At 73.7% G+C, this 24862-nt stretch carries 18 protein-coding genes and 1 pseudogene; 11 read left to right on the top strand and 8 right to left on the bottom strand.

The annotated features are described in order from the left end of the window. Positions 1-82: 82 nt before the first annotated feature. A pseudogene (locus AB0D66_RS03945) lies at positions 83-1198 on the bottom strand (NlpC/P60 family protein); the annotation flags it as partial. An 817-nt stretch (positions 1199-2015) separates the two neighbouring features. Here AB0D66_RS03945 and AB0D66_RS03950 point away from each other — a divergent pair. Both AB0D66_RS03950 and AB0D66_RS03955 read left to right on the top strand, forming a co-directional pair. Next, positions 2016-8192, top strand: coding sequence for a DNRLRE domain-containing protein (locus tag AB0D66_RS03950; RefSeq protein ID WP_362296201.1), 6177 nt, complete (start codon positions 2016-2018; stop codon positions 8190-8192). Positions 8193-8342: 150 nt separating this feature from the next. Next, positions 8343-8675 (top strand): hypothetical protein, encoded by a 333-nt coding sequence (locus AB0D66_RS03955; protein ID WP_362296204.1) that lies wholly within the window; start codon positions 8343-8345, stop codon positions 8673-8675. 365 nt (positions 8676-9040) lie between these two features. Here the strand turns inward: AB0D66_RS03955 and AB0D66_RS03960 are convergent, their stop codons facing one another. Continuing rightward, positions 9041-9442, bottom strand: a complete 402-nt coding sequence (locus tag AB0D66_RS03960) for a hypothetical protein (protein ID WP_362296206.1) — start codon at positions 9440-9442, stop codon at positions 9041-9043. Beyond that, positions 9442-9849: a DUF6325 family protein gene (locus tag AB0D66_RS03965; protein ID WP_362296207.1), complete on the bottom strand. Its 408-nt coding sequence runs from the start codon at positions 9847-9849 to the stop codon at positions 9442-9444. Before AB0D66_RS03965 ends, AB0D66_RS03960 begins: the two co-directional genes overlap by 1 nt. 95 nt (positions 9850-9944) lie before the next feature. On the opposite strand from AB0D66_RS03965, the gene AB0D66_RS03970 reads away from it, so the two are divergent. The 3 genes from AB0D66_RS03970 (at position 9945) to nadE (ending at position 13743) form a co-directional block, all read left to right on the top strand. Continuing rightward, positions 9945-11312, top strand: a complete 1368-nt coding sequence (locus tag AB0D66_RS03970) for an FtsW/RodA/SpoVE family cell cycle protein (RefSeq protein WP_362296210.1) — start codon at positions 9945-9947, stop codon at positions 11310-11312. Then, positions 11309-12769, top strand: coding sequence for a penicillin-binding transpeptidase domain-containing protein (locus AB0D66_RS03975; RefSeq protein ID WP_362296212.1), 1461 nt, complete (start codon positions 11309-11311; stop codon positions 12767-12769). The genes AB0D66_RS03970 and AB0D66_RS03975 overlap by 4 nt, the downstream gene beginning before the upstream one ends. Positions 12770-12912: 143 nt before the next feature. Continuing rightward, positions 12913-13743 (top strand): ammonia-dependent NAD(+) synthetase, encoded by an 831-nt coding sequence (gene nadE / locus AB0D66_RS03980; RefSeq protein ID WP_362296215.1) that lies wholly within the window; start codon positions 12913-12915, stop codon positions 13741-13743. Between the two features lie 27 nt (positions 13744-13770). Here the strand turns inward: nadE and AB0D66_RS03985 are convergent, their stop codons facing one another. After that, the gene (locus AB0D66_RS03985) at positions 13771-14877 is read right to left on the bottom strand and encodes a ferritin-like domain-containing protein (protein WP_362296218.1); all 1107 of its coding nucleotides are present in this window, start codon (positions 14875-14877) and stop codon (positions 13771-13773) included. Between the two features lie 167 nt (positions 14878-15044). Between AB0D66_RS03985 and AB0D66_RS03990 the strand changes: the two genes are divergently transcribed. Genes AB0D66_RS03990 through AB0D66_RS04000 form a run of 3 tightly spaced genes read left to right on the top strand, consistent with a single transcriptional unit; the run spans position 15045 to position 17028 of the window. After that, positions 15045-15974, top strand: a complete 930-nt coding sequence (locus AB0D66_RS03990; protein WP_362296220.1) for a diiron oxygenase — start codon at positions 15045-15047, stop codon at positions 15972-15974. 60 nt (positions 15975-16034) lie between these two features. Then, on the top strand, positions 16035-16748 hold the full coding sequence (locus AB0D66_RS03995; protein ID WP_362296222.1) for a helix-turn-helix domain-containing protein: 714 nt from the start codon (positions 16035-16037) through the stop codon (positions 16746-16748). Positions 16749-16758: 10 nt separating this feature from the next. After that, entirely contained in the window at positions 16759-17028 is a 270-nt protein-coding gene (locus tag AB0D66_RS04000; protein WP_362296225.1) for a hypothetical protein, read from the top strand. Between the two features lie 43 nt (positions 17029-17071). Here AB0D66_RS04000 and AB0D66_RS04005 read toward each other — a convergent pair whose 3' ends face one another. The 3 genes from AB0D66_RS04005 to AB0D66_RS04015 all read right to left on the bottom strand — a co-directional run bounded on the left by AB0D66_RS04005 (position 17072) and on the right by AB0D66_RS04015 (position 19992). Further along, positions 17072-18301, bottom strand: a complete 1230-nt coding sequence (locus AB0D66_RS04005) for a HAMP domain-containing sensor histidine kinase (protein ID WP_362296228.1) — start codon at positions 18299-18301, stop codon at positions 17072-17074. Further along, the gene (locus AB0D66_RS04010) at positions 18298-19185 is read right to left on the bottom strand and encodes a hypothetical protein (protein ID WP_362296231.1); all 888 of its coding nucleotides are present in this window, start codon (positions 19183-19185) and stop codon (positions 18298-18300) included. Before AB0D66_RS04010 ends, AB0D66_RS04005 begins: the two co-directional genes overlap by 4 nt. A 120-nt stretch (positions 19186-19305) precedes the next feature. Continuing rightward, entirely contained in the window at positions 19306-19992 is a 687-nt protein-coding gene (locus AB0D66_RS04015) for a hypothetical protein (RefSeq protein ID WP_362296234.1), read from the bottom strand. Positions 19993-20184: 192 nt separating this feature from the next. Here AB0D66_RS04015 and AB0D66_RS04020 point away from each other — a divergent pair, with 192 nt between their 5' ends. Next, entirely contained in the window at positions 20185-21006 is an 822-nt protein-coding gene (locus AB0D66_RS04020; RefSeq protein WP_362296237.1) for a nuclease-related domain-containing protein, read from the top strand. 630 nt (positions 21007-21636) lie between these two features. On the opposite strand, the gene AB0D66_RS04025 is transcribed toward AB0D66_RS04020, so the two are convergent. Then, positions 21637-22857 carry a Ku protein gene (locus AB0D66_RS04025; protein ID WP_362296240.1) on the bottom strand — a complete coding sequence of 407 codons (1221 nt, stop codon included), beginning with the start codon at positions 22855-22857 and terminating at the stop codon, positions 21637-21639. Between the two features lie 31 nt (positions 22858-22888). Between AB0D66_RS04025 and ligD the strand changes: the two genes are divergently transcribed. Both ligD and AB0D66_RS04035 read left to right on the top strand, forming a co-directional pair. Further along, positions 22889-23794 carry a non-homologous end-joining DNA ligase gene (ligD, locus tag AB0D66_RS04030; RefSeq protein WP_362296243.1) on the top strand — a complete coding sequence of 302 codons (906 nt, stop codon included), beginning with the start codon at positions 22889-22891 and terminating at the stop codon, positions 23792-23794. Next, positions 23794-24840 carry an ATP-dependent DNA ligase gene (locus tag AB0D66_RS04035; RefSeq protein WP_362296730.1) on the top strand — a complete coding sequence of 349 codons (1047 nt, stop codon included), beginning with the start codon at positions 23794-23796 and terminating at the stop codon, positions 24838-24840. Before ligD ends, AB0D66_RS04035 begins: the two co-directional genes overlap by 1 nt. The last annotated feature ends 22 nt before the right edge of the window (positions 24841-24862 follow it).

A 24862-nucleotide genomic window follows, 5' to 3' on the forward strand; every position in this document is an offset into this window, starting at 1 on the left:
GCGGAGGGGTGAACTCCGCCAGCGGGACGCCCTCGGGGTCGGGGCGTACGGCGCCGAGGAGCGGGTTCGCGGCGATCGGTGAGACCTTGACCTTCGCCCCCGGGCGCGGCGCCTGGATCACCTTCCCGCCCCCGATGTACAGGCCCACATGGGTGGCCTTGGGGAAGTAGACCACCAGGTCACCGGGCCGCAGCCGGTCCAAGGGGACCCTGGGGAGCGTGGCCCACTGCTCCTGGCTGGTCCGCGGGATGCCGCGGCCGGCGTGCGCCCAGGCCTGCGAGGTCAGCCCGGAGCAGTCGAAGGAGCCCGGCCCCTCCGCGCCCCACACGTACGGCTTGCCGATCTGGGCCGCCGCGTAGGTGAGGGCCCTGCCGCCGGCGGCCGTGGGCGTGCCGGTACGGGCGGGCAGCCGGCCGGAGTCCACCAGCTCGCGCTGCGCACCGGCGGTGTTCGCGGCCTCGCGCGCGCCGAGCTGCGCGAGCTGCTCGGGGGTCAGGGCGGCGAGCGTCCGCTCGACCTCCTTGAGCTGGGTGGCGACCTCGTCCTTGTGTCGCTTCTGCCGCGCGGCCAGCGTCTGCTGGGAGCCCAGGGCCTGGCGGGCCCGGGTGGCGAGGGCGCCGGCCTCCCGCTCGCCGCGCCTGAGCCGCTCCAGTACGGCGGCCTGCCGGGCACCCTCGCGGGCGGTGATGCGCCGCTGGTCCAGGGCGGCCTGGGGGTTGCCGGCGAGCAGCATCCGGGCGTAGGGGGAGATGCCGCGGCCGCCCTGGTACTGCTCGCGCGCCAACCGCCCGAGCAGCGCCTTCTCGGACCCCAGGGCGGTACGGGCCTTCCCGAGCTCGGCGGCGAACCGCCGCTCCTCGTCCTGCCGCCTCTTGAGGGCGACCTCGGTGGCGTTGAACGCCTCGGCGGCCTCCTCGGCCCGCTGGTACAGGCCTTGCAGGCGGGCGAGGAGGGCCCCTACGGACTGGGTGGAGGTGCGGGGGGTGGCGGGGGTGGTGGGGGTGGTGAGGGTGCCTGGGGTGGTGAGGGTGGCTGAGGTGCCTGGGGTGGCTGGGGTGCCTGGGGTGGTGGGTGCGTCTGCGGCATTGGGGGTGCCTGCGGCAGTGGGTGCGCCGGGGTCGGCGTGGGTGACGGGGAGCGGGCCGGCGGCGACGAGCACCGCGGCGATGCAGGCGGCGCGAAGCAGCCGATGGGACATGGGATCACCTCCGAGGCGCCCGATGCTGCCACGCCCGGTATGACAAATCGCCCAACGGAGTCGGCGGGCCGGGCGGGCTCACCCGGTTGGGGGGCGGGGCTTCAGGGGGCGGGGTTTCGGCTGGGCCTGATCAGGGAGGGTTTGGGGGTTTCCCGTCAGCCCCACTGTCCTTCCGGGGCGGGGCGGTCCCTCAAGAGCGCTCCTTCGTCGCGTCGCTTCGCGATGTCGCTGCGCTCCACTCTTGACCGACCGCCCCGCCCCGGAAAGACAAGGACTGCCGGGAAGCCCCCAAAGGAACGGTCACGGGGGACGGATGGGGAGGAGGGGCATCAGCGATGCGAAGCCCCGGCCCCAAGGAGCCCTGCCGGCGCCGAGCCCGTCCCCAGCGGGCTCCAGGGCGGGGCGGGGGGTGGTCTGCCCACACCGGGCAGCGCCCAGAGGCGCGGCTCGCGGCTGTAGGCGCGGTAGATCGCTACGCGCTTCCCTCGGTTCGGCGTCCGTCGGCCGTCTGGGGCCGGGGCCGTCCCGCCGGGGTCTGTGGCGGCGAGGGCTGGAGTGGGTGTTTGCGGGGGTGCTTCGCTGTTTCGGGTGCAACTGGCGGTGTGCGGAAGGCAGTAGGGCGCAGGAGGTGGGAGGGGGTTCTCGCACTGAGATCTTGGCCATTGCAGGAGCGATCTTGAGGTGCGAGTATCGGCTCCGTTTTGCCTTCCCTTGAGAAAGTACTTCGTTGAACAGACCTTTCATATCCCCGGCGGAAACGGGTCATCCCCGTTCCGCAGGGGGTCGTTCCTCCCGGCGCATCAGAACCGTCGCCGGTATGGCGGCCCTGGTCCTGGCCGCGAACACCGTCCTCGTCGCGCAGGCGGCGGTCGCTGCCCCGCCGGCTCCGAAGCCGGCCGCCAAGCCTTCGGCCGGACCGGCCGAAGCGCAGGACGCCGCCACCGCGCACCTGCTGGCGCGGCTGCAGAAGCGCCCCATCGAGATCCTGGACGAGCGCACCGACTCGACCACGTCCTTCGCGGAGCCGAACGGCAGCACCTCGGTGCAGACGTACACCGGTCCCATCCGCGTCAAGGACGCGCAGGGCCGCTGGCAGCCGGTCGACACCAGCCTCGTCGACGCCGGTGACGTCGTGCGCCCGAAGTCGGCCGCGGCCGACGTGGCGCTCTCGGACGGCGGTTCGGGCGAGGCCCTCGTCAAGGTGGGCCGGGGCGGCCAGTCCCTGGGCATCGGCTGGCAGGACAAGCTCCCCGCGCCGCAGCTCAAGGGCTCGACGGCGACGTACAAGAACGCCGTCGCGGGCGGCGGGGACCTGGTCGTCACCGCCCTGAAGGAAGGTTTCTCCCACTCCGTCGTCCTCCATGAGGCGCCCAAGACGGCTGTGGAATACCGGATTCCGGTCGAGGCGACCGGGCTGAAGCTCTCCGAGACCGCCGACAAGCGCCTGCGGTGGAATGATTCCGCCGACAAGGCCAAGGCGACCGCGCCCGCTCCGGTCATGTGGGACTCCTCCTACGACCGCGCCTCCGGCGACGCCGAGCACATAGCCCCGGTCGAGGTGGAGGTCGAGGAGGCCAAGGGCGGCAAGGGCCAGGTCCTGGTCCTCAAGCCGAGCCTGGAGTTCCTGCGCGACCCCAAGCTCACCTATCCGGTGACGATCGACCCGACCGACTCCCTGATGGGCCCGGTCACCGACACCTGGATCCAGTACGACGACTACCTGACCTCCCAGCGCGGCTCGACCGAGCTGAAGGCCGGTACGTACAACGGCGCCGAGAAGGCCCGCTCGTTCCTCCAGTTCAACGTCGAAAAGTACAAGGGCAAGCAGATCCTCGACACGGACCTGCGCCTGTACTCGCACTACTCCTCCACGTGCTCGACGGCCAACTCCGGCAACCAGGTGAGCCGCATCACCGCCGCCTGGGACCCGTCCGCGATCACCTGGGCCAACCAGCCCGCGACGACGTCCGCCGGCGCCGTGACCTCCACCGCCGCCAAGGGCTACAACGCCTCCTGCCCGGCCGGCCACGTCTCCTGGGACGTCGACGCGATCGTCCAGGCCTGGGCCGACGGCCAGCCGAACCACGGCGTCCGCATCGCGGCCGTGAACGAGGGCGACGCCCTCACCTGGCGCCGCTACCACTCGGCGAACCAGACCGACGGCGCGCACAACGCGGCCTACGAGCCCTCGCTGACGGTCAACTACAACACCAAGCCCGGTGCGGCCGTCCCCGTCTCGCCGCTGTCCGGCACCGCGACCGGCGACACCACGCCGACGCTGACCGGCAAGGCCACCGACGCCGACGGCAACACCGTCCAGCTCAGCTACGAGATCTGGACGCCCACGGGCACCGCCGCCCTGCAGGCCGGCAAGTCCGCGTTCACCGCCTCCGGCGTGGCCGCGCCGTGGACCCCCGCCACGGCGCTCGCGCCGGGCAGCTACAAGTGGCGCGCGGCCGTCTACGACGGCACGACGTGGAACGGCACCTGGTCCGCCTGGCAGACCTTCACCGTCGACACGGCCAAGCCCGCCACCACCGCGGTCTCCTCCACGGCCTTCCCGGCCGGCCAGTGGTCCGGAACGGCCGACCCCAAGGGCGACTTCTCCGGCTCCTTCACCTTCACGCCGCCGGCCAGCGACGTGAAGGACATCCAGTACCGGCTGGACTCCGGCGCCTGGGTGACCGTCGCGACGACCGGTGCCGCCGTGGCCCGCACGCTCACCTTCAAGGCGGGCCCGCACACCGTCACGGCCCACACCCGCGACGCGGCCGGCAACGCCTCCGCCGACGTCACGTACACCTTCTCGGCCGGCAAGGGCGCGGCGCTGACCGCCCCCTCCGAGGGGGACCGGCCCGCGCGCCGAGTCACCCTGCTGTCCGAGGGCAGGACCACCTACACGGGCGTGCGCTACCAGTACCGCCACGGCGAGGCGGACACCTGGAAGGACGTGCCGGCGCCCCACGTCCGGCGCAGCTCCGACGGCACCGCCATCACCGCCTGGCCCGTCGCGGCCACCGGCGGCAAGCCCGCGTCGCTGTACTGGAACGTCACCGACACCCTGAACAACGACGGCCCCGTCGACGTACGGGCCGTCTTCACCGACGGCACGCTCTCGGACGCCTCCCCGGAGGCGACGGTCACCGTCGACCGCAACGCCGGCGAGGCCCCGACCACCTCGGTCGGCCCCGGTTCGCTCAACCTGCTCACCGGTGACTACCGCCTGAGCGCCAAGGACGTCTCCGCGTTCGAGGTGTCCGTGGCGCGCACCGCCTCCTCCCGGGCGAACCCGTCCGACTCCGAGGGCCAGGCCCAGATCTACGGTCCCGGCTGGGTCTCCTCGGTCGTGGCACAGACCTCGGGCAGCGGCTACACCCAGCTGCGCAAGACCTCCGCGACCTCCGTGGAGATCCTCGACGCGGACGGCTCCTCCACCGCGTTCACCGCCACCGCCGGCGGCGGCTGGGCCGCCGAGGCCGGAGCCGGCACGCTCACCCTGACCGGATCCCTCACCTCGGGCTCCTTCACCCTGCGCGACACCGGCGACGCGTCCGTCAACGTCTTCACCAAGGCGGCCGCCGGGTCCACCACCTGGACCCTCGCCACCTCCGCGGCGGCCGTGGACGACTCCACGGTCACGCAGGTCTCGGAGACCGTGGTCAAGGGCACCGAGACGGTCGCCCGTCCGAAGTACCTGATCTCGCCCACCGAGGGCGTCACGGCGGCCGCCTGCCAGGCCGCCCCGGCCACCAAGGGCTGCCGCGTGGTGGAGTTCGGCTACGCGACGGCCACCACCGCCACGGGCTGGTCGACCGCGGCCGACTTCGGCGACTTCGCCGGACAGGTCAAGGAGATCAAGCTCTGGGCCACCGACCCCGGCGCGGCCACGGCCCGCTCGGAGGTCCTGTCGGTCTACCGCTACGACAAGGACGGCCGCCTGCGCCAGCAGTGGAACCCCCACTACTCGCAGGCCACGCAGGTCCAGTACTCCTACGACGCCGGCAACCGGGTCTTCTGGATGCAGCCCGGCGAAGAGCTGCCGTGGAACTTCCACTACGGCAAGGCCGGCTCCTCCCTCACCGCCGGTGAGGGCATGCTCCTGAAGGTGACCCGCCCGACCCTCGCGCAGGGTTCGGCGACCACCGTCTCGGGCGAGGCCGTCAGCACGGTCGTGTACGACGTACCGGTGGCCGGTGCCAAGGCGCCGTTCACCATGGACGCCGCCGCCGTCGCCACCTGGGCGCAGAACGAGGTTCCCGCCGACGCGACCGCGGTCTTCCCGGCCGATTCCGTGCCGGCCTCCTCGACGGGCGGCGACCTCGCGGCCACCGCCTACGCCCGCGCGAGCCTGACGTACATCGACGCCAACGGGCGGGAGACCAACACCTCCACCCCCGGCGGCGGTCTGACCACCACGGAGTACGACGCCTACGCCAACCCGGTCGCCTCGCTGAGCGCCGCCAACCGCGACCTCGCCCTGGGCACCGCCCCGGACGCCGCGGCCACGCTCTCCGCGCTCGGCCTGTCGGCGCTGTCCACGGCCGAGCGCGCCGAGCGCCTGTCCGAGACGGGCGTCTACTCGCAGGACGGCCAGCGCCTCCTCGACAGCTACGGCCCGGTCCACCAGGCCGTGCTCATCGGCGACGTGGCCGCCTCCGGCGCCAACCCGGCGCTGCCGGCGGGCTCCCAGGTCCCGGTGCGCCTGCACACCGCGAACAAGTACGACGAGGGCCGGCCCGCCGGTGCCGAGGTGTCCGGCCAGGTCACCTCCAGCGTGACCGGGGCGTCGATCGAGGGGTACCCCCAGGACGCGGACGGCCGCACCACGGTCACCACGTACAACTGGGCCACCGGCGAGGAGATCACCACCAAGGACGGCCAGGGCAAGCAGCTGGCCAACACCCGCTCCACCTACCGGGCGGACGGCCGGCTGGCCACCACCAGCGTCGCCGCGTCCAACGGCAGCGACGCGGGCACGCTCACGTACACCTACTACACGGCGACGGGCAGCGGAGAGTGCGCCGCCCGCCCCGAGTGGGCCGGCCTGCTCTGCAAGACGGCTCCCGCGGCGGCGGTCACCGGCGGCGGCTCCAACCCCGCCGAGCTGGCCACCACCACCTACCAGTACAACCGCTGGGGCGGGGTGGCCGTCACGGCCAAGACGGCCAACGGCGCCACCGTCACCAGCACCATCACCTACGACGACGCCGGACGGCGGGCCAAGGCCTCCGCGAGCGGCGGACCGGGCACCGCGGTGGCCGACACCCTCTTCACCTACGACCCGCAGACCGGCAAGACCACGTCCCAGACGTCCAACGGGCAGACCGTGAGCCTCGCCCACGACGCCCTCGGCCGTCTGATCTCCTACACGGACGGGTCCGGCAACACGACCCGCACCGAGTACGACGCGATGGACCGGCCGGTGAAGTCCTCGGACTCCACCTCCGCCTCCACCACCTACGGCTACACCGCCGCGGGTGACCTGGGCACCATGACCGACTCCGTCGCGGGCACGTTCACCGCCGGCTACGACGTCGAGGGCCGGCTCGTCTCGCAGAACCTGCCCGGCGGATACCAGCTCAAGCTGGGGTCCGACACCACGGGCCGGGTGACCTCGCGCCAGTACACCGACTCCGCCGGCGTGATCGCGCTGGCCGACGTCGCCGAGTACCACATCACCGGGCGCCAGGCGGGTCACACCCAGACCGACGGCGCCACGGTCGCCAGCGGACTGCGCTACGACTCGACCGGGCGCCTGACCCAGGTCACCGACTCGGGCACGGCCGGCTGTGTCGTGCGCGGCTACGCGTTCGACGCGAACGGCAACCGCACCTCCAAGTCGTCGACGGCCGACGACTGCGACCCGGGGACCGCGGACGCGGTCAACGCGACGCAGGCCTACACGTACGACAGCGCGGACCGGCTGACGGGCCGCACCTACGACGCCTTCGGCCGCACCACGGCCAACGGCGGCGTGCAGCTGGAGTACTTCGCGGGTGACAAGCTGCGCTCCGAGACGGTGGGAGCGCAGCGCCGGATCTGGGACCTGGACGCCGCCGGCCGCGGCGCCGTCGCCACCACCCAGACCCAGGGCACCGACGGTGTCTGGAGCACGACGGGCAAGACCACGCAGCACTACGGCGACGAGTCGACCAGCCCTGACTGGCTCGCGGAGGCCGACGGCAGCATCACGCGCTTCGTCAACGACATCACCGGCGCGCTGGGTGCCACCACGGGCCAGGCGGGCGGGACCGTCCTGCAGTTCGCGAACCTGCGCGGGGACGTCGCGGTGCGGCTGGACCTGGACAACCCGGCGGCGTCGGTCGTCCAGCGCTACGACGAGTACGGCGTGCCGCTCGACGACACCGGGGCCGCCCGCTACGGCTGGAAGGGCTCCGCGCAGGTCTCCAGCGAGACCCTCAGCGGCCTGGCGCTCACCGGCGCCCGCGTCTACGAGCCGTCCACGGGCCGCTTCCTGCAGTCCGACCCGAAGTACGCGGGCGGCTCCAACGCCTACGGCTACTGCAGCGGCGACCCCGTCGGCTGCAGCGACATCAGCGGGCAGGCGAGCTACTACCGGTACTACGACCTCGGCAAGACCGGTGCGTCCGACAAGTCGGTGTTCAAGTACTGGAAGAGCCACTTCAAGGCGGTCTTCCCGATCCCGGGTCGGCCGAACAAGATCACGCACGAGGGCCAGGACTTCACGCTCTGGCCGGTGGTCCACGGCATCTCTATGTACTTCCCGATGAACGTGAACAGCATCGGCAAGAGCTACCTGCAGCTGGGCGCCCGCTTCGGGCACCCCGACTGGCCGGGCGGCTGGATCGGCTTCGACCTGTACAAGTCGAAGGGCCGCATGAAGCTCGAGGTCCGCGGCAAGCTGGGCGGCGCGGCGGCGGTCGGCGGCCGCACCTTCAGCGAGAACCGTGCCAAGGGCTACTGGGACAAGCTGGGCAAGAACCTCAGGAGCGTGGTGCGCAACAAGTTCTGAGCAGGCGTGACACCTCGGTGGGCGCGCTGCCGAGAATGAATTGAACCCGTTCAATCCCGTGGTGTCATAATGGAGCCCGGGCCGTCCTTCCGTGCGGGAGGGGGCCCGGGCTCTCCGTCGTTTCCGCACCTCACAGGGACCGTGCCGCACATGAGGCCAGGACGATCCGCCCGACTGCTCCGTGCCGCGGCCGCGCTGTACGTCGCGCTGGTGGCGGCCGGTGTGCTGGCGGGCGCCCTCACGGGCGCGCCGCCGGACGCCACGGTGCCGCTGTACTTCGCGACCCTGCCCGGCTCGCTCCTCGTGACGGTCTTCGTGCTCTTCCCCGCGGGCGCGCTGGCCGGGCCGGGGGACCCGGGGGCGGCGCACCCCTTCGGGCTCCTGGTCCCGCTCGTGGGCGGGGCCGTGCTGAACGTCCTGCTGGTGTGGGCGGTCCTCGCCTTGGCTCGCAAGGCGGCCGCCTCCCGGCGCACCGGCCGCTGAGCCGCGCGGGGCCCTGCGGGGAGGCCCGCCCGCCCTGCCACCCCCTCTGCCGGGATGCGACCGCCCGCCGCTCGCCACCGGGTCGTCCGCCACCGGGTCGTCCGCCGCCGGGTCGTCCGCCACCGGGTCGTCCGCCGCCGGGCCGCCGGGCCGCCGCCCGCCGCGGGGTCGTCCGCCGCCGGGCCGTCGGCCGCAGAGCTGCCCGCCGTCCGCCGCCCGCCGCCGGGTCGTCCGCCGCCGGGCCGTCGGCCGCAGAGCTGCCCGCCGCCCGCCGCCGGGCCGTCGGCCGCAGAGCTGCCCGCCGCCCGCCGCCGGGTCATCGGCCGCTGAGCCGGGCGCGCCCCTGTGCGGAGGCGGGGCGCCTTTCAGCCCCGCAGCAGCCGGGCCTTGGCCGCGGTGAACTCCTCCGGGGTGAGCAGGCCCTCGCGGGCCAGGGCGGCGAGGGCGGCGAGGTCCGGAGCCAGGCCCGCCGGGGGCGCGGGGGCGGCCGGCGGCGGCTCCTCCGGGGAGCCGGGGTCCGGCGGCCACGGCCCCTCCTCGTGCTCCGGCTCCGGTTCCTGCTCCGGCGGCCACTCCACGCGCCCCGTGTCCTCCGCGGCGCCGACCGCCCGCCCCAGCAGCCCCCGCGGCGGCGCGTCCACCGCCCCGGCCGCACCCGTCGAGCCCTCCACCGCCCCCGCCGCGCGCGCCAGCAGCCCCCGCAGCAGCGGACGGCCCGCCGGGCGGTCCGCGGCGCGGACCGTCACTCCCACCGGCCGGATGAACATCAGGCCGCCCCCGTCCGGGTGTCCGCGGGGACCCGGTCCGGCGGGATGCGGACCGAGCCCACGATCCGCCCGCCCGCCGCGCGTACGGCGATCGCCGCGTCCTCGGCCCACACGTGCTCGACCAGCAGCAGCAGGGCGCAGTTGCCGCGCTCCAGCAGCTCCGCCGCCTCGTGCACGTCCTCCGGTCCGATCAGCCGCGCCACGTCCCGGCCCGTCAGCAGGCCCCGTAGCTCCACGAACTCGTCGAACTCCGCCGCGAGCACCTCCCCGGCGGCCGTCCGCGTCGCCACGAGCCCGTCGATCAGCCGGACCACCCCGGTCTTGCGCAGCCCCATCACCGCCTCGACCGCCGGCACCCGCAGCTGCTCCTCCGGGAAGGCGAGGACGATGAACTCCACAGGTCCCATAGGGCTCGGCTCCTGATTCCGACCGTTTATGACGACTCTTCGGCACACTATGACATAAGCGGACATAGCATCCGTTCGCTTGCTACGTTTCGCCTATGACCGCTCTGACGGCACAGGTGGCGGAGCCCGCCCCGCCCCCACCGCCCGACGCCGGCGCCCCCAAGCGCCGGGGCGTCGAGCTGACGCTGCTCGTCGGCGCCGTCCTGATCTCCGTACTCGGCCACCTCCACGTCGGTCTCGCGACCACCGGCCACTTCCCCCGCCCTGCCGCCCACTACGCGGCCGGCCTCGCCGTCGCAGCCCTGCTCGCGCACCTCGCCGTCCGCCTGCGGGCCCCGTACGCCGACCCCGTCGTGCTGCCGATCGCCGTCCTGCTCAACGGACTCGGCCTCGTCCTCATCCAGCGCCTCGACGCGACCACCCCCGGCCACCTCGCCGCCGGGGACCAGCTGCGCTGGTCCGCCCTCGGGGTGGCGCTCTTCGTCCTCGTCGTCCTGGTCCTGCGCGACCACCGGGTGCTCCAGCGGTACGCGTACCTGTCCGTCGCCGTCGCCCTCGTGCTGATGCTCGTCCCCGTCTTCTTCCCGGCGGTCAACGGCGCCCACATCTGGATCCGCTTCGCCGGACTCTCCTTCCAGCCCGGGGAGTTCGCCAAGATCCTGCTCGCCGTCTTCTTCGCCTCCTACCTCGCCGCGAACCGCACCGCCCTCGCCCTCACCGGCCGCCGGCTCTTCTGGAAGCTGCGCCTCCTGCCGGGCCGGGTCCTCGGGCCGATCCTCGCGATCTGGGCGCTGAGCGTCGGCGTGCTGGTCCTGGAGCGGGACCTCGGCACCTCGCTGCTGTTCTTCGGACTGTTCGTGATCATGCTGTTCACGGCCACCGGACGGATCGGCTGGATCGCCATCGGCCTCGCCCTGGCCGGGCTCGGCGCCTACGCCGTCGGGACCTTCGAACCGCACGTGCACAGCCGCGTCGACGACTGGCTGAATCCTTTCGCCTCCATCGAGCGCGGCGAAGGCCCCGGCCAGCTCGCCCAGTCCCTCTTCGCGTTCGGCGCCGGCGGGCTGCTCGGGGCCGGGCTCGGCCACGGCCAGTCCTTCCTGATCGGCTTCGCCGCCAAGTCGGACTTCATCCTCGCCACCGCCGGCGAGGAGCTCGGCCTCGTCGGCCTCGCCGCGATCCTGCTCCTCTACGGCCTCCTCGTCGCCCGCGGATTCCGCGCCGGGCTGGCCCTGCGCGACCCCTTCGGCCGCCTGCTCGCCACCGGCCTCGCCTCGATCATCGCCCTGCAGGTGTTCGTCATCGCCGGCGGCGTCACCGGCCTGATCCCGCTGACCGGCATGGCCATGCCCTTCCTCGCCCAGGGCGGCTCATCCGTCGTCACCAACTGGATCATCGTCGCCCTGCTGGTCCGGCTCAGCGACAGCGCCCGCAGGCCCGCACCGCAGGAGCCCCCCGAGTGATCCGCTACATCCGCTGGTGCGCGTACTTCTGCGCCCTGCTGCTCGTCGCCCTGCTGGTCAACATCGCCCGCGTGCAGGTCTGGGAGTCCGCCGCCTACGGCGCGAACCCGGCCAACAAGCGCCCCGCGATCGAGCGCTACGCGCAGCCGCGCGGGGACATCCTCGTCGACGGGCGTCCCGTCACCGCCTCCCGCGACAGCGGCCAGCTGCTGCGCTACGAGCGGACCTACGCCGACGGCCCGCTGTACGCGCCCGTCACCGGCTTCTCCTCCCAGACGTACGGGACCAGCTTCGTCGAGCGCGCCGAGGACCCGGTCCTCGCGGGCGCGGACCCGGGGCTCTCGGCCTTCCCGCTCTGGTACGACCTGACGCGCGGCCGTCCGGCCGGCGGGAACGCGGCCACCACCGTCCGGGCCGGCGTGCAGCGGGCCGCGTACGCCGGGCTCGCGGGCAAACGCGGCGCGGTGGCCGCCGTCGAGCCGGCCACCGGGAAGATCCTCGCGCTGGTCAGCAGTCCCTCGTACGACCCCGCCGCGCTCTCCGGCACGGGCAGCCGGGTCAAGGCGGAGTGGGCGCGGCTGAACGCGGACCCCGCCCGGCCGATGCTCAACCGGGCGCTGCGCGAGACCTACCCGCCCGGTTCCACCTTCAAGATCGTGACGGCGGCGGCCGCCCTCGACGCGGGGGTGGTCACCGATGTGGACGCGCCCACCGAGACCCCCGACCCCTACCCGCTGCCCGGTACCCGCACCCTGCTGCCGAACGCGGGCACGGGCTGCCAGGACGCCTCGATGGCCGAGGCCGTGCAGTGGTCCTGCAACACGGTGATGGCGAAGATCGGGGTGCGGGTCGGGCTGCGCGGCATGGTGGAGGCGGCGGAGCGCTTCGGGTTCAACCGGGACGGGCTGCGCGTGCCCTCGTGGGTGTCGCGGTCCAACTTCGACACCGACATGAGCCAGGACCAGCTGGCCCTGTCCGCGATCGGGCAGTTCAACACCCGGGCCACGCCGCTGCAGATGGCGATGGTGGCGGCCGCGGTCGCCAACGGCGGGGAGCTCAAGTCCCCCTACCTGGTGGACCGCACCACACAGGACGACGGATCCCCCGTGCGGCGCGGCCACCAGCGCAGCCTGGGCCGCGCCATGAACCCGGCCACCGCGCTGCGGATGCAGGAGCTGATGGTGAAGGTGGTGGAGGACGGGACGGGGAAGAACGCGGCCGTCCCGGGCGCGGTGGTCGGCGGCAAGACGGGCACCGCCCAGCACGGGGTCGGCAACGCGGGCACCCCGTACGCCTGGTTCATCTCCTGGGCCAGGGCCGAGGGCGCCCCGCTGCCGGCCGTGGCCGTCGCGGTGGTGGTCGAGGACGCGGCCGCGAACCGGGGCGACATCAGCGGCAACCTGGCGGCGGCGCCGATCGCCCGGGCGGTGATGGAGGCGGCGCTGTCCGCACGGTGACCGGCCCGGGCGGCGGGACGAGCGGCGGGGGCGGGCCGTACGGGCGGGACGTACGGGGGCGGGCCGTACGGGTGGGGCCGGGCGTCGATTAGGGTCGGGGGAGCAGCGAACCGCGTACCCACGCACGACCCCGAGGAGCAGCCGTGAGCGAGCCTGCGTCCACCGCACTGCAGCAGCAGATCGCCCGGGAACTCCTGGTGAGCGAGACCTTCGACGCGGAGCGCGAGATCGAGCGCCGGGTGGCCTTCCTCACCGAGCGCCTCACCTCGACCGGCCTGCGCTCCCTGGTCCTCGGCATCAGCGGCGGCGTGGACTCCACCACCGCCGGCCGGCTGTGCCAGCTCGCCGTGGAGCGGGCCCGCGCGGCCGGGCACGAGGCCGCCTTCTACGCGATGCGGCTGCCCTACGGGGTCCAGGCCGACGAGAAGGACGCGCAGCTCGCGCTCTCCTTCATCCGCGCGGACCACGTCCTGACCGTCGACGTGAAGCCCGCGAGCGACGCCGCCCTCGAGGCCTCGATCGCCGGCGGGGTGGCCTTCCGCGACGCGCACCACCAGGACTTCGTCCAGGGCAACATCAAGGCCCGCCAGCGCATGATCGCGCAGTACGCGGTCGCCGGCGCGCACGACGGCCTGGTGGTCGGCACCGACCACGCCGCCGAGGCGGTCTCCGGCTTCTTCACCAAGTTCGGCGACGGCGCCGCCGACCTCGTCCCGCTGACCGGCCTGACCAAGCGCCGGGTGCGCGCCGTCGCGGACGCCCTCGGCGCGCCCGCCGAGCTCGTCTGGAAGGTCCCGACGGCCGACCTGGAGACCCTCGACCCGGGCAAGGCCGACGAGGACGCGCTGGGCGTCACGTACGACGACATCGACGACTTCCTGGAGGGCAAGCCGGTGGACGGGCGCGCCTTCGAGGTCATCGCCCGCCGCTACCGGCTCACCGAGCACAAGCGGCAGCTCCCGATCGCGCCGTAGCACCCGCCCCGGCCGCGGCGCCGGGCCTCAGGCGTCCGCCCCGTCGGAGATGGCGGCGCGGACCTCCGCCACCCGCTGTGACTCCTCGGCCGCGAACCGCTCGCGGTCGAGGGCCTCGGCGATCTCCTCGTCCTGCCGCATCAGCAGGTCCAGGTTGGAGTCGCCCATCTCGAAGACGCCCATCTCCAGATACGCCTTCTGCAGCCGCTCGCCCCACAGCCCGATGTCCTTCACGCACGGCACGATCCGGCTGAACAGCAGCCTGCGGAACAGGGCCAGGAACTCCGACTGCTCGCTGAACCGCTCGGCCTCCTTCTTCGGGATGCCGAAGTTCTCCAGCACCTCCACCCCGCGCAGCCGGTCCCGCATCAGGTAGCAGCCCTCGATCACGAACTCCTCGCGCTCGCGCAGCTCGGCGTCCGTCAGCTGTTTGTAGTAGTCGCGCAGCGCCATCCGGCCGAAGGCCACGTGCCGGGCCTCGTCCTGCATCACGTACGCCAGGATCTGCTTCGGCAGCGGCTTGTCGGTCGTGTCGCGGATCATCCCGAAGGCGGCCAGCGCCAGTCCCTCGATCAGCACCTGCATGCCCAGGTACGGCATGTCCCAGCGGGAGTCGCGCAGGGTGTCGCCCAGCAGTCCCTGGAGGCTGTCGTTGATCGGGTACAGCATCCCGACCTTCTCGTGCAGGAAGCGCCCGAAGATCTCGGCGTGCCGGGCCTCGTCCATGGTCTGGGTGGCGGAGTAGAACTTCGCGTCGAGGTCCGGCACGGACTCCACGATCCGCGCGGCGCACACCATCGCGCCCTGCTCGCCGTGGAGGAACTGGCTGAACTGCCAGGAGGCGTAGTGCCGGCGCAGTTCGCCCTTGTCCCGCTCGGTGAGCTTGGCCCAGTGCCGCGTCCCGTACAGGGTCAGCACCTCGTCGGGGGTGCCCAGCGGGTCGTACGGGTCCACCTCGGTGTCCCAGTCGACGCGCTTGGCGCCGTCCCACTGCTTGTCCTTGCCCTTCTGGTAGAGCGCGAGGAGGCGTTCGCGGCCTTCGTCGTACTCCCAGCTGAAGCGGGCCGAGCCGGAGGAGGGGATCTGCCAGACGCCCTCGCCCGGGTCCGTGGTGTAGAGCTCGTGCGTCGACACTGACGCCCCCTTTGTCACCTACTGCCGTACAGGACCGGTCAGTTGGCAGCGTCACACGTTGGTAGACGCGCGGTCAACAAGTCGTGCGCGGGGGATTGACGACCTTGCTGACAAGCAGTCTCATAACCAGTGACCGCCGGTAACTCGACGACGAGGTGTCCGAAGCCATGACGACCGTGACCGATCGAGCCGTGCTGAGGGACGCCCTCGGCCTGCTCAAGGACCGCGAGCAGATCGCCGAGCGGCTGCTCGAATCCTCCGCCAAGCACTCCTTCGATCCCGACAAGGAACTCGACTGGGACGCCCCGGTGATCGAGGGCAAGTACTACTGGCCCCCGGAGCTGCTCTCCCTCTACGACACCCCCCTCTGGAAGAAGATGGGGGAGGAGCAGCGCATCGACCTCTCCCGCCACGAGGCGGCGGCGCTCGGCTCGCTCGGCATCTGGTTCGAGATCATCCTCATGCAGCTCCTGGTCCGGCACATCTACGACAAGTCCCTGACCAGCAACCACGTGCGCTACGCGCTCACCGAGATCGCCGACGAGTGCCGGCACTCGATGATGTTCGCCCGCATGATCCAGAAGGGCGGCGCCCCCGCCTACCCGGTCTCCCGCGTCAACCACAACCTCGCCCGCGTCCTCAAGACCGTCTCCACCACCCCCGGCTCCTTCGCCTGCACCCTCCTGGGCGAGGAGATCCTCGACTGGATGCAGCGCCTGACCTTCCCGGACGAGCGCATCCAGCCGCTGGTCCGCGGCGTCACCCGGATCCACGTCATCGAGGAGGCCCGGCACGTCCGGTACGCCCGCGAGGAGCTGCGCCGCCAGATGCTGACGGCCCCGCGCTGGGAGCAGGAGCTCACCCGCATCAGCTGCGGCGAGGCCGCCCGCGTCTTCTCCCTCGCCTTCGTGAACCCGGCCGTCTACGAGAACGTCGGCCTCGACCGCCGCGAAGCCGTCGCCCAGGTCAAGGCGAGCGGCCACCGCCGCGAGGTCATGCAGAGCGGCGCCAAGCGGCTCACCGACTTCCTCGACGACATCGGCGTGCTGCGCGGGGTCGGCCGCAGGCTGTGGAAGAGCTCGGGCCTCCTCGCCTGATGCCGTGACCCCGTGAAGCGTTCCGGTCACAGCCCGAGGGACGTCGTCTAGTCTGCGGGCATGACCGTACGCGCGTACCGCAGGCTGAGCGTCGAGGAGCGGCGGGCCCAACTCCTCGACGCCGCCCTGTCGCTGTTCGCGCACCGGGCGCCGGAGGAGGTCTCGCTCGACGACGTGGCCGAAGCCGCCGGGGTCTCGCGCCCGCTCGTCTACCGCTACTTCCCCGGCGGCAAGCAGCAGCTCTACGAGGCCGCCCTGCGCTCGGCGGCCGACCTGCTCGAACTGTGCTTCGCCGAACCGCAGCAGGGCCCGCTGACCCGGCGCCTCGGCCGGGCCCTCGACCGCTACCTGGCCTTCGTCGACGAACACGACACGGGCTTCGCGGCCCTCCTCCAGGGCGGCAGCGTCGTGGAGACCTCCCGCACGACGGCGACGGTCGACGGCATCCGCCGGGCCGCCGCCGAACAGATCCTCTTCCACCTGGGCGTCCCCGCCCCAGGCCCCCGCCTGCGCATGATGGTCCGCACGTGGATCACGGCGGTCGAGGCGGCCTCCCTCATCTGGATCGACGAGGGCAAGCAGCCGGAGGTCGGCTCGCTGCGCGACTGGCTGGTGGACCAGTTCATCGCCCTGCTCACCGCCACCGCCGCCACGGACCCGGAAACCGCCGCCGCCGCCCGCGCCGCCCTCGCCCTGGAATCGGCGGACGGCCCGGTCGGGGTGCTGGCCCGGCGCGTGATCCCGGTGGTGTCCGAGGCCGCCCACCTCCTGTGACACTGGTGGGGTGAGAAGCGAACCGACCCCGTTCGAGGGCGGCCCGATGGACGGCCGGGTCCTCCCGATCCTCCTCGGCCCGACCGGCCACCCGCCGAAGTGGTACGAGATCCCGGTCCCGGCGCCGGACGGCGGCGCGCCGACGGTGCTCCTCTACGAACGCGTCCCGGCGGGCTACTCCAAGCGCCTGGGCCTCCAGAAGGGCTGGAAGTACCGCCACGTCCCGACGGGCACGAAGCCCCGCCCCCGCTGGCCCTGGACCAAGCCGCCACGCCCCTGACCCGGGCGGGGGCAGGTCCCGGCCCCTGCCGAGGCGACGGCGGTCAGCCCGGCAGGGAGAGGACCGCCTCCGCCCCGCCGCCCGACGCCGTCCGGAACTCCAGCCGCGCCCCGATCGCCTCCGCCTGCCCCGCCGCGATCGTCAGCCCCAACCCGTGGCCCTTGCCCCCGCTGCGGAACCGCTGGGGGCCGTGCGCCAGCAGGTAGTCGGGGAACCCGTCGCCGTGGTCCCGTACCGTCACCACCGGCCCGTCCACCGTCAGTACCACCGGCGCCCGCCCGTGCTTGTGCGCGTTGGCCACCAGATTGCCCAGCACCCGCTCCAGCCGCCGCCGGTCCGTCTCCACGTGCGCGTCCCGGACCACGACGACCTCCGTGTCCGTCCCGGACGCCCGGACCACCCGCCCCGCCAGCCGCCCCAGCTGGTGCAGATCCGTCTCCACCACCTCGCTGCCCGAGTCCAGCCGCGAGATCTCCAGCAGGTCCTCCGTCAGCTGCCGCATCGTCCGCACCCGCTCGCGCACCAGCTCCGTCGGCCGCCCCTCCGGCAGCAGCTCCGACGCCGCCTGCAAGCCGGTCAGCGGCGTGCGCAGCTCGTGCGCCACGTCCGCCGTGAACCGCCGCTCGCTCTCCAGCTTCGCCTGCAGGCTCCCCGCCATCGTGTCCAGCGCCCCGGCCACCGTCGCCACCTCGTCCTGGTGCCGCGAGGGGTCCTTCGTGCGCGGGTCGCCCACCCGCGCGTCGAGGTCGCCCTGCGTGATCCGGCGCGCCACCGTCGCCGTCTGGTGCAGCCGGCGGGTCACGCGGGTCACCGCGAAGGCGCCGACCAGCAGCGTCCCGCCGATCGCCAGGACCGAGGACCCGATGATCGCGTTGTCCAGCCCGCTGATCGTGCGCGCGCTCTGCTCGTAGTCGATGGCCGTGGCCAGCGCCCGCCCGTCCGCCGGAGCCGCCGCCCACATCGTCGGGCGGCCCCGGTAGTCGCCCACGACCGTCCCGCGCTGCCCGCTGAGGGCCAGCGCCCGCAGCCGGGGCGGCAGCCCCGCGGGATCCAGGGCCGAATCGGGCGGCAGGGCCTCACCGGCCTCGTACGCGCGGGAGGCGTCGTGCAGCTTGCCGAGCGCCTTCTCGCGCGCCGTCGCCACGGTCTGCCGGGTCACCTCCACATGCACCAGCACGCCCAGCGCCGCCGCCAGCGCACAGCACATCACCACGATGAAGCACGCGGACTTCCAGGTCAGCGTGGCGGTCCAGGCGGGCAGCCGGGGTCTCACGGCGTGCCTGGGCCCTCGGGCGCGCCCGCGCCCGACGGCTTCGACCGGGGGCCGGTGCCGGGCCCGGTGCCGGTACCCGCGCCGGGGCCGTCCCCGCTGCCCGTGCCGGAACCCTTGCCCGGACCCTTGCCTGGCCCCTTGCCGGGGGCCGCGCCGTGGCCGGGGCTCGCCGGACCCTGCGGATTGCCCGGCACCCGTACGATCTGCTCGCGCGTCGGCAGCATGGTCAGCTGCTTCTCGTCCCAGGACCAGGCGGTGATCAGCTCGTACCCGTTGTTTCCGCTCGGCACCCGCAGGATCACGTCCCGCCCGGCCAGGTCCACGTTGATGACGGTCTGCGTCGTCGCCATGATGCGGTTGAGGCGTCCGTCGGCGTCCGCCGTGTACACCCGTACCGACATCATCTTGTCCGGGTACTCGATGCCGACGATCAGCTCGTCCTTGCCGTTGCCCGTCAGGTCCCGGTAATACGGCGTCAGCACCGGGCACTCCCCGGGCTCCGCGCCCTCCTTGCCGCACTGCCTGATCGCGGCGGCGGTCTCGGCCGGCATCCCGTCCGGGCCGACATCGGTCTTCGGATGGGCCCGCAGCTCCGCCTGCACCAGCCCCACCGGGTCCACGGCGTGCACGTCCTGGCCCTGGACGGGGGCGATTCCCTTGACGTACTCGGGCGGGGCGCCGCCCGGATCGGCCGGCGGTACGACGGCGCCCTGGCGGTCGGGCCACAGGTGCACGGGCCCGCTCGCGGTCGGCGTCGAGCCCGCGCCCACCAGCCCGCCGGCATCGCCGCAGCCCGTCAGCAGGGGCAGCGCCGCGAGCAGGCCGGCCAGTACGAGCGCCTGCGGAACGCGGGCGGCGGCCGGGCGGAAGGGAAACGTTTTCACAGAGCCCAGCGTCCTCCATGTCCGCAGCGGTACGACCTTCGGGTCCCGCCAACCTTATGCGGAGGTTTGCCCAATTCACTCAAGGCTTTTTCGCGGGGCCCTGGTGCCGTGCCGCCGGTGTCAGCTCTCGGTCCGCCCGCGCCGCAGCATCGCGAAGCCGAGCCCGGCGGCGCCGACGGCCGCGATGCCGCCGCCCGCGGCGAGCAGGAACACGCCCTCGCCCGGTCCGTCGGCCAGCGTGTCCAGGCGCAGCGACTCGGCCGGGCCGGTGGCCGCGGACCGGCTCTCGCCGCCCGCCGCCTTCGGCGCCGACGCGGGCACGACCTGGCCGGTGCGGGTGCCGGTCTTGTGACCGTCGCGCGCGACGGCGTGGGCCCGGCCCCCGGCGGAAGCGCCGGCCCCGTCACCGGCGTCGGCGCCGGTGTCGGGGCCCGTGTCGGGGCCCGTGTCGGCGCCCACCCAGGACGTCAGCCGCCCGTCGGACTCCAGCGCGGCGTGCAGGTCCCCGGCCCCGCCGAAGCCGGTGATGCCGTCACGGCTCGTCAGCGTGGTGGCCTTGTGGCCCCCGGCGGTCAGGATGTCGGCCCGGTAAGCGCCTTCGGCGGTGCGGTAGACCTTGGCGGTGGAGGTGCCGTCCGCGAGCGTGAGGCTCTTGACCAGCGTGGCCTGCGGTGCCGCGGAGTGCGCGGACGAGGCCGCGGGCACCCCTTCGGCGAGCGCGGCGGCAGCGGGCAGCGCCAGCAGGCTTCCGGCGCATGCGGTCACGGCGGCGGCGCGAACGAGAGTGCGGCGGCTGACGGTGCTCACGGAAAGCCCTTCGGTGCTGGTCACTGGTCGGCGTTGGTCGGTCCTGGTGGGACAAACCTAGGCGCCGGCCGTTGCGGCCGAGCCCCGGTCTTGTAACAGCGATGTCGCAGGGTCACGTCGGAGTCGTTACACGGCGGGGGGATTGCCGTGCGGCGCCCCGGCTGCTCCCATGGACGACGGGGGTGAGGGCCCATGAAGGGACTCAGGGTGATGCCGGGCGGCCGGGCCGCCCGGGGCCGGTTGTATGTCAATCTGCCCGACGGGCGGGCCGTGGCCTGGTACGACCGGCAGGCCAACCGGATCAGCGTCCTCGCGGACGACCAGCGCGACGCGATCCTCGCCGCGTTGCGGCCCTACCTGACCGGAACGGTCTCGATCGGCCCGCCTCCCGTCCCCACGGCCGCCACCCTGGCCGGCCTCACCCTGCCGCCGGACGCGGACCTGGCCCCGAACCGCCCCGGCGAGACCCTGCTGGGCGAACTGGAACACGGCCCGGCGGGGACCAGGGCCCGCCAGCGCCTGCGCCAGGACCTGTCGGCCCAGCAGCGGATGGGGGACACCTTCGACGCCCTGGAGACGGAGGGCTGGCGGACCCTGCACTGCGTCCCGGTCCCCGGTCTCGGCCGCATCGACCACCTGCTCATCGGCCCCGCCGGGATCTACTGCGTCCGCACGGTCCCGGGCCGCCGCCAGCGCGCGGTGGCCGGCGACCTCCTGCTCACGGTCGGCCGCACGGAACCCCGCCCCGACCCCCGCTGGACCCGCCGCGCGGCAGCCCGCGCCACCCGCGCCCTGCACGCCCAGGTCACCCCGGCCCTGGCCGTGGTCGACGCCTCCCGCGTGGAGGTGGCCCCGACCCTCCGCGACATCCGCATCCTCCAGCCCCCCACGGCCCCGGCAGCCCTCACCTCCTCCCCGCCCGCCCTCAAACCCCCGGACATCGAAGCCCTGTTCACCCTGGCCCGAGACACCAGAACCTGGCTAGGCACTACCCCCACCCCCACGACCACCTGAGACACGGCCCGCCTCCCAGCCCCACGGACGCCTGCCGCACGGCCCTCCTCCCACCCCCACGACCACCTGAGACACGGCCCCCCTCCCAGCCCCACGGACGCCTGCGGCACGGCCCTCCTCCCAGCCCCACGGCCACCTGAGGCACGGCCCTCCTCCCAGCCCCACGGCCACCTGAGGCACGGCCCTCCTCCCAGCCCCACGGCCACCTGAGGCACGGCCGCCTCTCACCCCCACGGCCACCTGAGGCACGGCCGCCTCTCACCCCCACGGCCACCTGAGGCACGGCCCGCCTCCCAGCCCCACGGCCACCTGAGGCACGGCCCCCTCTCACCCCCACGGCCACCTGAGGCACGGCCCGCCCCCAGCCCGGCCGACGCCTGAGACGGGGGCGCGCGGAGCCCCCTCCCAGCCCCGCCGGCGTTTGAGGCGCGGGCGCGGAGCGCCGTAGGGGGTACCGGAGCCCGATGGTCGGCGCGGGCCAAGTCCAGCCCGCCGCACGGCGACCCGCACCCAACGGCCTGCGCAGCCCCCTCCCAGCCCCGCCGGCGTTTGAGGCGCGGGGTCTGGGGCGGAGCCCCAGTTCGGGAAGGGGCGGGGAGGGGGGAAAGCGCCGCAGGCCCCGCCCACCCCTCAGGCGGAGCTCCGCTTCCGCGCCGGCGCAGCCTTCTTCGCGGCACCCGCCGCCTTCTTCGCCGCCGCCGAAGTCGACTTGGCCGACGCCGACGCCGACGCACCCGCCGACTTCCCGCCCGAAGCCGTCGACTTGGCCGTCTTCGCCGTCGACTTGGCCGCCCCCGCCGCCTTCTTCCCGGCACCCGCCGTCTTCTTCGCCGCGGCCGAAGCCGCCGTCGACTTCTTCCCACCCACAGCCTTCGGCGCAGACGCAGACGCAGACGCAGACGCCGCCTTGGCCCGAGCCCCACCCCCACCCGCCTTCCGCCGCCCCCGAATCGGCGTCACCTCGGCCCCGGCCCCGCCCCCGGCCCCGCCCCCGGCCCCGCCCCCGGCCCCGCCCCCGGCACCCGCCCCCGCCCCACCCTCCGCAGAACCCCCGGCACCCGCCTCCGCCTCCCCCCGCGAAGCCTTCGCCGCCTTCACGCTCTTCTCCAGCGCCGCCATCAGGTCGATCACCTGCCCCCCGGCCGGCTCCACGACGGCCTCCGTCGGCTCGAACGCGCCACCCGCCTTCGCCGCGATCATCGCCTCGACGGCCTCGCGGTAGTCATCGTGCAGCGAGGACAGCTCCACCTCGCCCAACGTCGCCATCAGCGCGTCCGCCAGGTCGAGTTCGGCGTCCCGTACGCTCACGTCCGCATCCGGCGCCACCCCCTCCGGCACCCGGATCTCATCCGGCCACAGCAGCCCGTGCATCGCGATCACGTCGTCCACGACCCGCAGCATCCCCAGCCGCTCCCGCCCCCGCAGCGCGTACTTGGCGATCGCGACCTTCCGGCTCCGCTTCAGCGCCTCCCGCAGCAGGGTGTAGGGCTTCGCCGCCGTGGCCCCGTTCGCCGCGAGGTAGTACGCCGCGTCCATCTGCAGCGGATCGATCTCGTCCGCCGGTACGAACGACATGATCTCGATCGTCCTGGCCGTCGCGATCGGCAGCTGCGCGAGGTCCTCGTCCGTGATGGGGATGATCGACCCGTCCGCCTCCTCGTAGCCCTTCCCGATCTCGGCGCTCGGCACCTCCTCGCCGTCCAGCTCGCACACCTTGCGGTAGCGGATCCGCCCGCCGTCGCCCAGGTGGATCTGGCGGAAGGAGATCGAGTGGCTCTCGGTGGCGTTCACGAGCTTGATCGGAATGCTGACCAAGCCGAAGGAGATCGCCCCGTTCCAAATGGATCGCACGGTTCCTCCTGATTCGTGGCAATCTCATCGTATGACGCCGATCACACTGGTGGAGGGCCGTCGCATCGCGCTGAGCAATCTCGACAAGGTGCTCTACCCCGAGACCGGCTTCACCAAGGGCGAGGTCCTGCACTACTACGCCACCGTCGCGGGCTTCCTGCTGCCCCACATCCACGACCGGCCGGTGTCCTTCCTGCGCTATCCCGACGGCCCGGACGGCCAGCTCTTCTTCACCAAGAACCCGCCGCCCGGCACGCCCGACTGGGTGAAGACCACCCCCGTGCCCCGCTCCGAGGACCTCTCCGCCGAACAGGTGGTCGTCGCCGACCTGGCCACCCTCATGTGGTCAGCCAACCTCGTCGTCGAGTTCCACACCCCCCAGTGGACCGCCGGCAGCCCCGCCATCGCCGACCGCATGGTCCTCGACCTGGACCCCGGCGCGCCCGCCTCCGTCGTCGAGTGCTGCGCCGCCGCGCTGTGGCTGCGCGACCGGCTCGCCGCCGACGGCCTGCACGCGTACGCCAAGACCTCCGGCTCCAAGGGCATGCACCTGGCCGTGCCCCTGCGGCCGACCCCCTCCGAGCAGGTGTCGGCGTACGCGAAACTGCTCGCCCAGGAGGCCGAGCGCGAGCTCCCCGACCTGGTCGTGCACCGCATGGCCAAGGCGCTGCGCCCCGGCAAGGTCTTCGTCGACCACAGCCAGAACGCCGCCGCCAAGACCACCGCCGCCCCCTACACCCTGCGCGCAAGGGCCCGGCCGACCGTCTCCGCACCGGTGTCCTGGGAGGAGGTCGAGGCCTGCCGTCGCCCCTCCGACCTGGTCTTCCTCGCCGACGACGTCCCGCCGAGGCTGGAGCGCGACGGGGACCTCTTCGGCCCGCTGGCCGACCCCGACCGGGCGGGCCGGCTGCCCGGAACGCGAGGAGCCCGGCCGTGATCCGCGTCGCGCTGGCCACGGCCGTACGGACCCTCCCGCGCGGGGCGGGCCTGGCGTACGAGCCGAAGTTCGACGGCCACCGCCTGGTCATCGTGCGCACGGAGACCGATGTCCTGCTCCAGGCGCGCTCCGGCCGGATCGTGACCAGCGCCTTCCCCGATCTGGAGGTGGCCGCGCGGCAGTTGCCCGCCGGTACCGTCCTCGACGGCGAGGTGGTGGTCTGGCACGCGGGCCGGACCGACTTCGCGCTCGTGCAGCGCCGGGCGGCCGCCACGGCCGCGCGGGCCGCCGTACTCGCCCAGACTCTGCCGGCCTCGTACGCCGCCTTCGACGTGCTCGAGCTGGCCGGGCTGGACCTGCGCGGGCGGGCGTACGAGCGCCGCCGGGCCCTGTTGGTGGACCTCCTGCTGCCGCTCGGCCCGCCGCTGCAGCCGGTCCCGATGACCACCGATCCGGAACTCGCGGCCACCTGGTACGAGACCCTCCCCGCCAGCGGCATCGAGGGCCTGGTCGTCAAACGGCTGGACCAGACCTACCCGGCCGGGCGGCGCGGCTGGCAGAAGCTGCGGCACACGGACGTGCGCGACGCGGCGGTGGTCGGCTACACGGGGACCCCGCGCCGCCCGCTGGCCCTGGTGCTCGTCCTGCCGGTCGGGGACGAGACCCCGCTGGTGTCGAGCCCGCTGACGGCGGCCCTGCGCGCGGAAGTGGCACGGGCGGTGGCGGCGCGGACGGCGGCCGCGACGGCTGAGACGGAAACTCCGGCGGGAGCTCCGACGGGCGCGACGGGAACTGCGGCGGGAACGACGGGCGGGGCCGGATCGACGGGCGGGACCGGATCGACGGGCGGGACCGGATCGACGGGCGGGACCGAAACGGCGGGAACAACGGTCGGGGCCGGGGCTCCCCCCGGGCCGACGGTCACCGCGATCGGCCTCGGCGAGGTGGCTTACCGGCCGCTCGACCCGCCCCTGACCGCGGAGGTCCGCCACACCTCGGCCCGGCACCCGCCGCCCGAGGTCCTGCGGCTGCGCACAGACCTCTGACCCGCGCGGGAGGCGCGGGCCA

The sequence above is a fragment of the Streptomyces sp. NPDC048270 genome, from assembly GCF_040652335.1.
GTDB lineage: Bacteria > Actinomycetota > Actinomycetes > Streptomycetales > Streptomycetaceae > Streptomyces.

What these genes read in the sequence shown, in the direction of transcription:
- AB0D66_RS03950 (WP_362296201.1), top strand. Translation starts at nt 2,016, where the DNA reads ATGGCGGCCCTGGTCCTGGCCGCGAACACCGTCCTCGTCGCGCAGGCG.
- AB0D66_RS03955 (WP_362296204.1), top strand. Translation starts at nt 8,343, where the DNA reads ATGAGGCCAGGACGATCCGCCCGACTGCTCCGTGCCGCGGCCGCGCTG.
- AB0D66_RS03960 (WP_362296206.1), bottom strand. Translation starts at nt 9,442, where the DNA reads ATGTTCATCCGGCCGGTGGGAGTGACGGTCCGCGCCGCGGACCGCCCG.
- AB0D66_RS03965 (WP_362296207.1), bottom strand. Translation starts at nt 9,849, where the DNA reads ATGGGACCTGTGGAGTTCATCGTCCTCGCCTTCCCGGAGGAGCAGCTG.
- AB0D66_RS03970 (WP_362296210.1), top strand. Translation starts at nt 9,945, where the DNA reads ATGACCGCTCTGACGGCACAGGTGGCGGAGCCCGCCCCGCCCCCACCG.
- AB0D66_RS03990 (WP_362296220.1), top strand. Translation starts at nt 15,045, where the DNA reads ATGACGACCGTGACCGATCGAGCCGTGCTGAGGGACGCCCTCGGCCTG.
- AB0D66_RS03995 (WP_362296222.1), top strand. Translation starts at nt 16,035, where the DNA reads ATGACCGTACGCGCGTACCGCAGGCTGAGCGTCGAGGAGCGGCGGGCC.
- AB0D66_RS04020 (WP_362296237.1), top strand. Translation starts at nt 20,185, where the DNA reads ATGAAGGGACTCAGGGTGATGCCGGGCGGCCGGGCCGCCCGGGGCCGG.
- ligD (WP_362296243.1), top strand. Translation starts at nt 22,889, where the DNA reads ATGACGCCGATCACACTGGTGGAGGGCCGTCGCATCGCGCTGAGCAAT.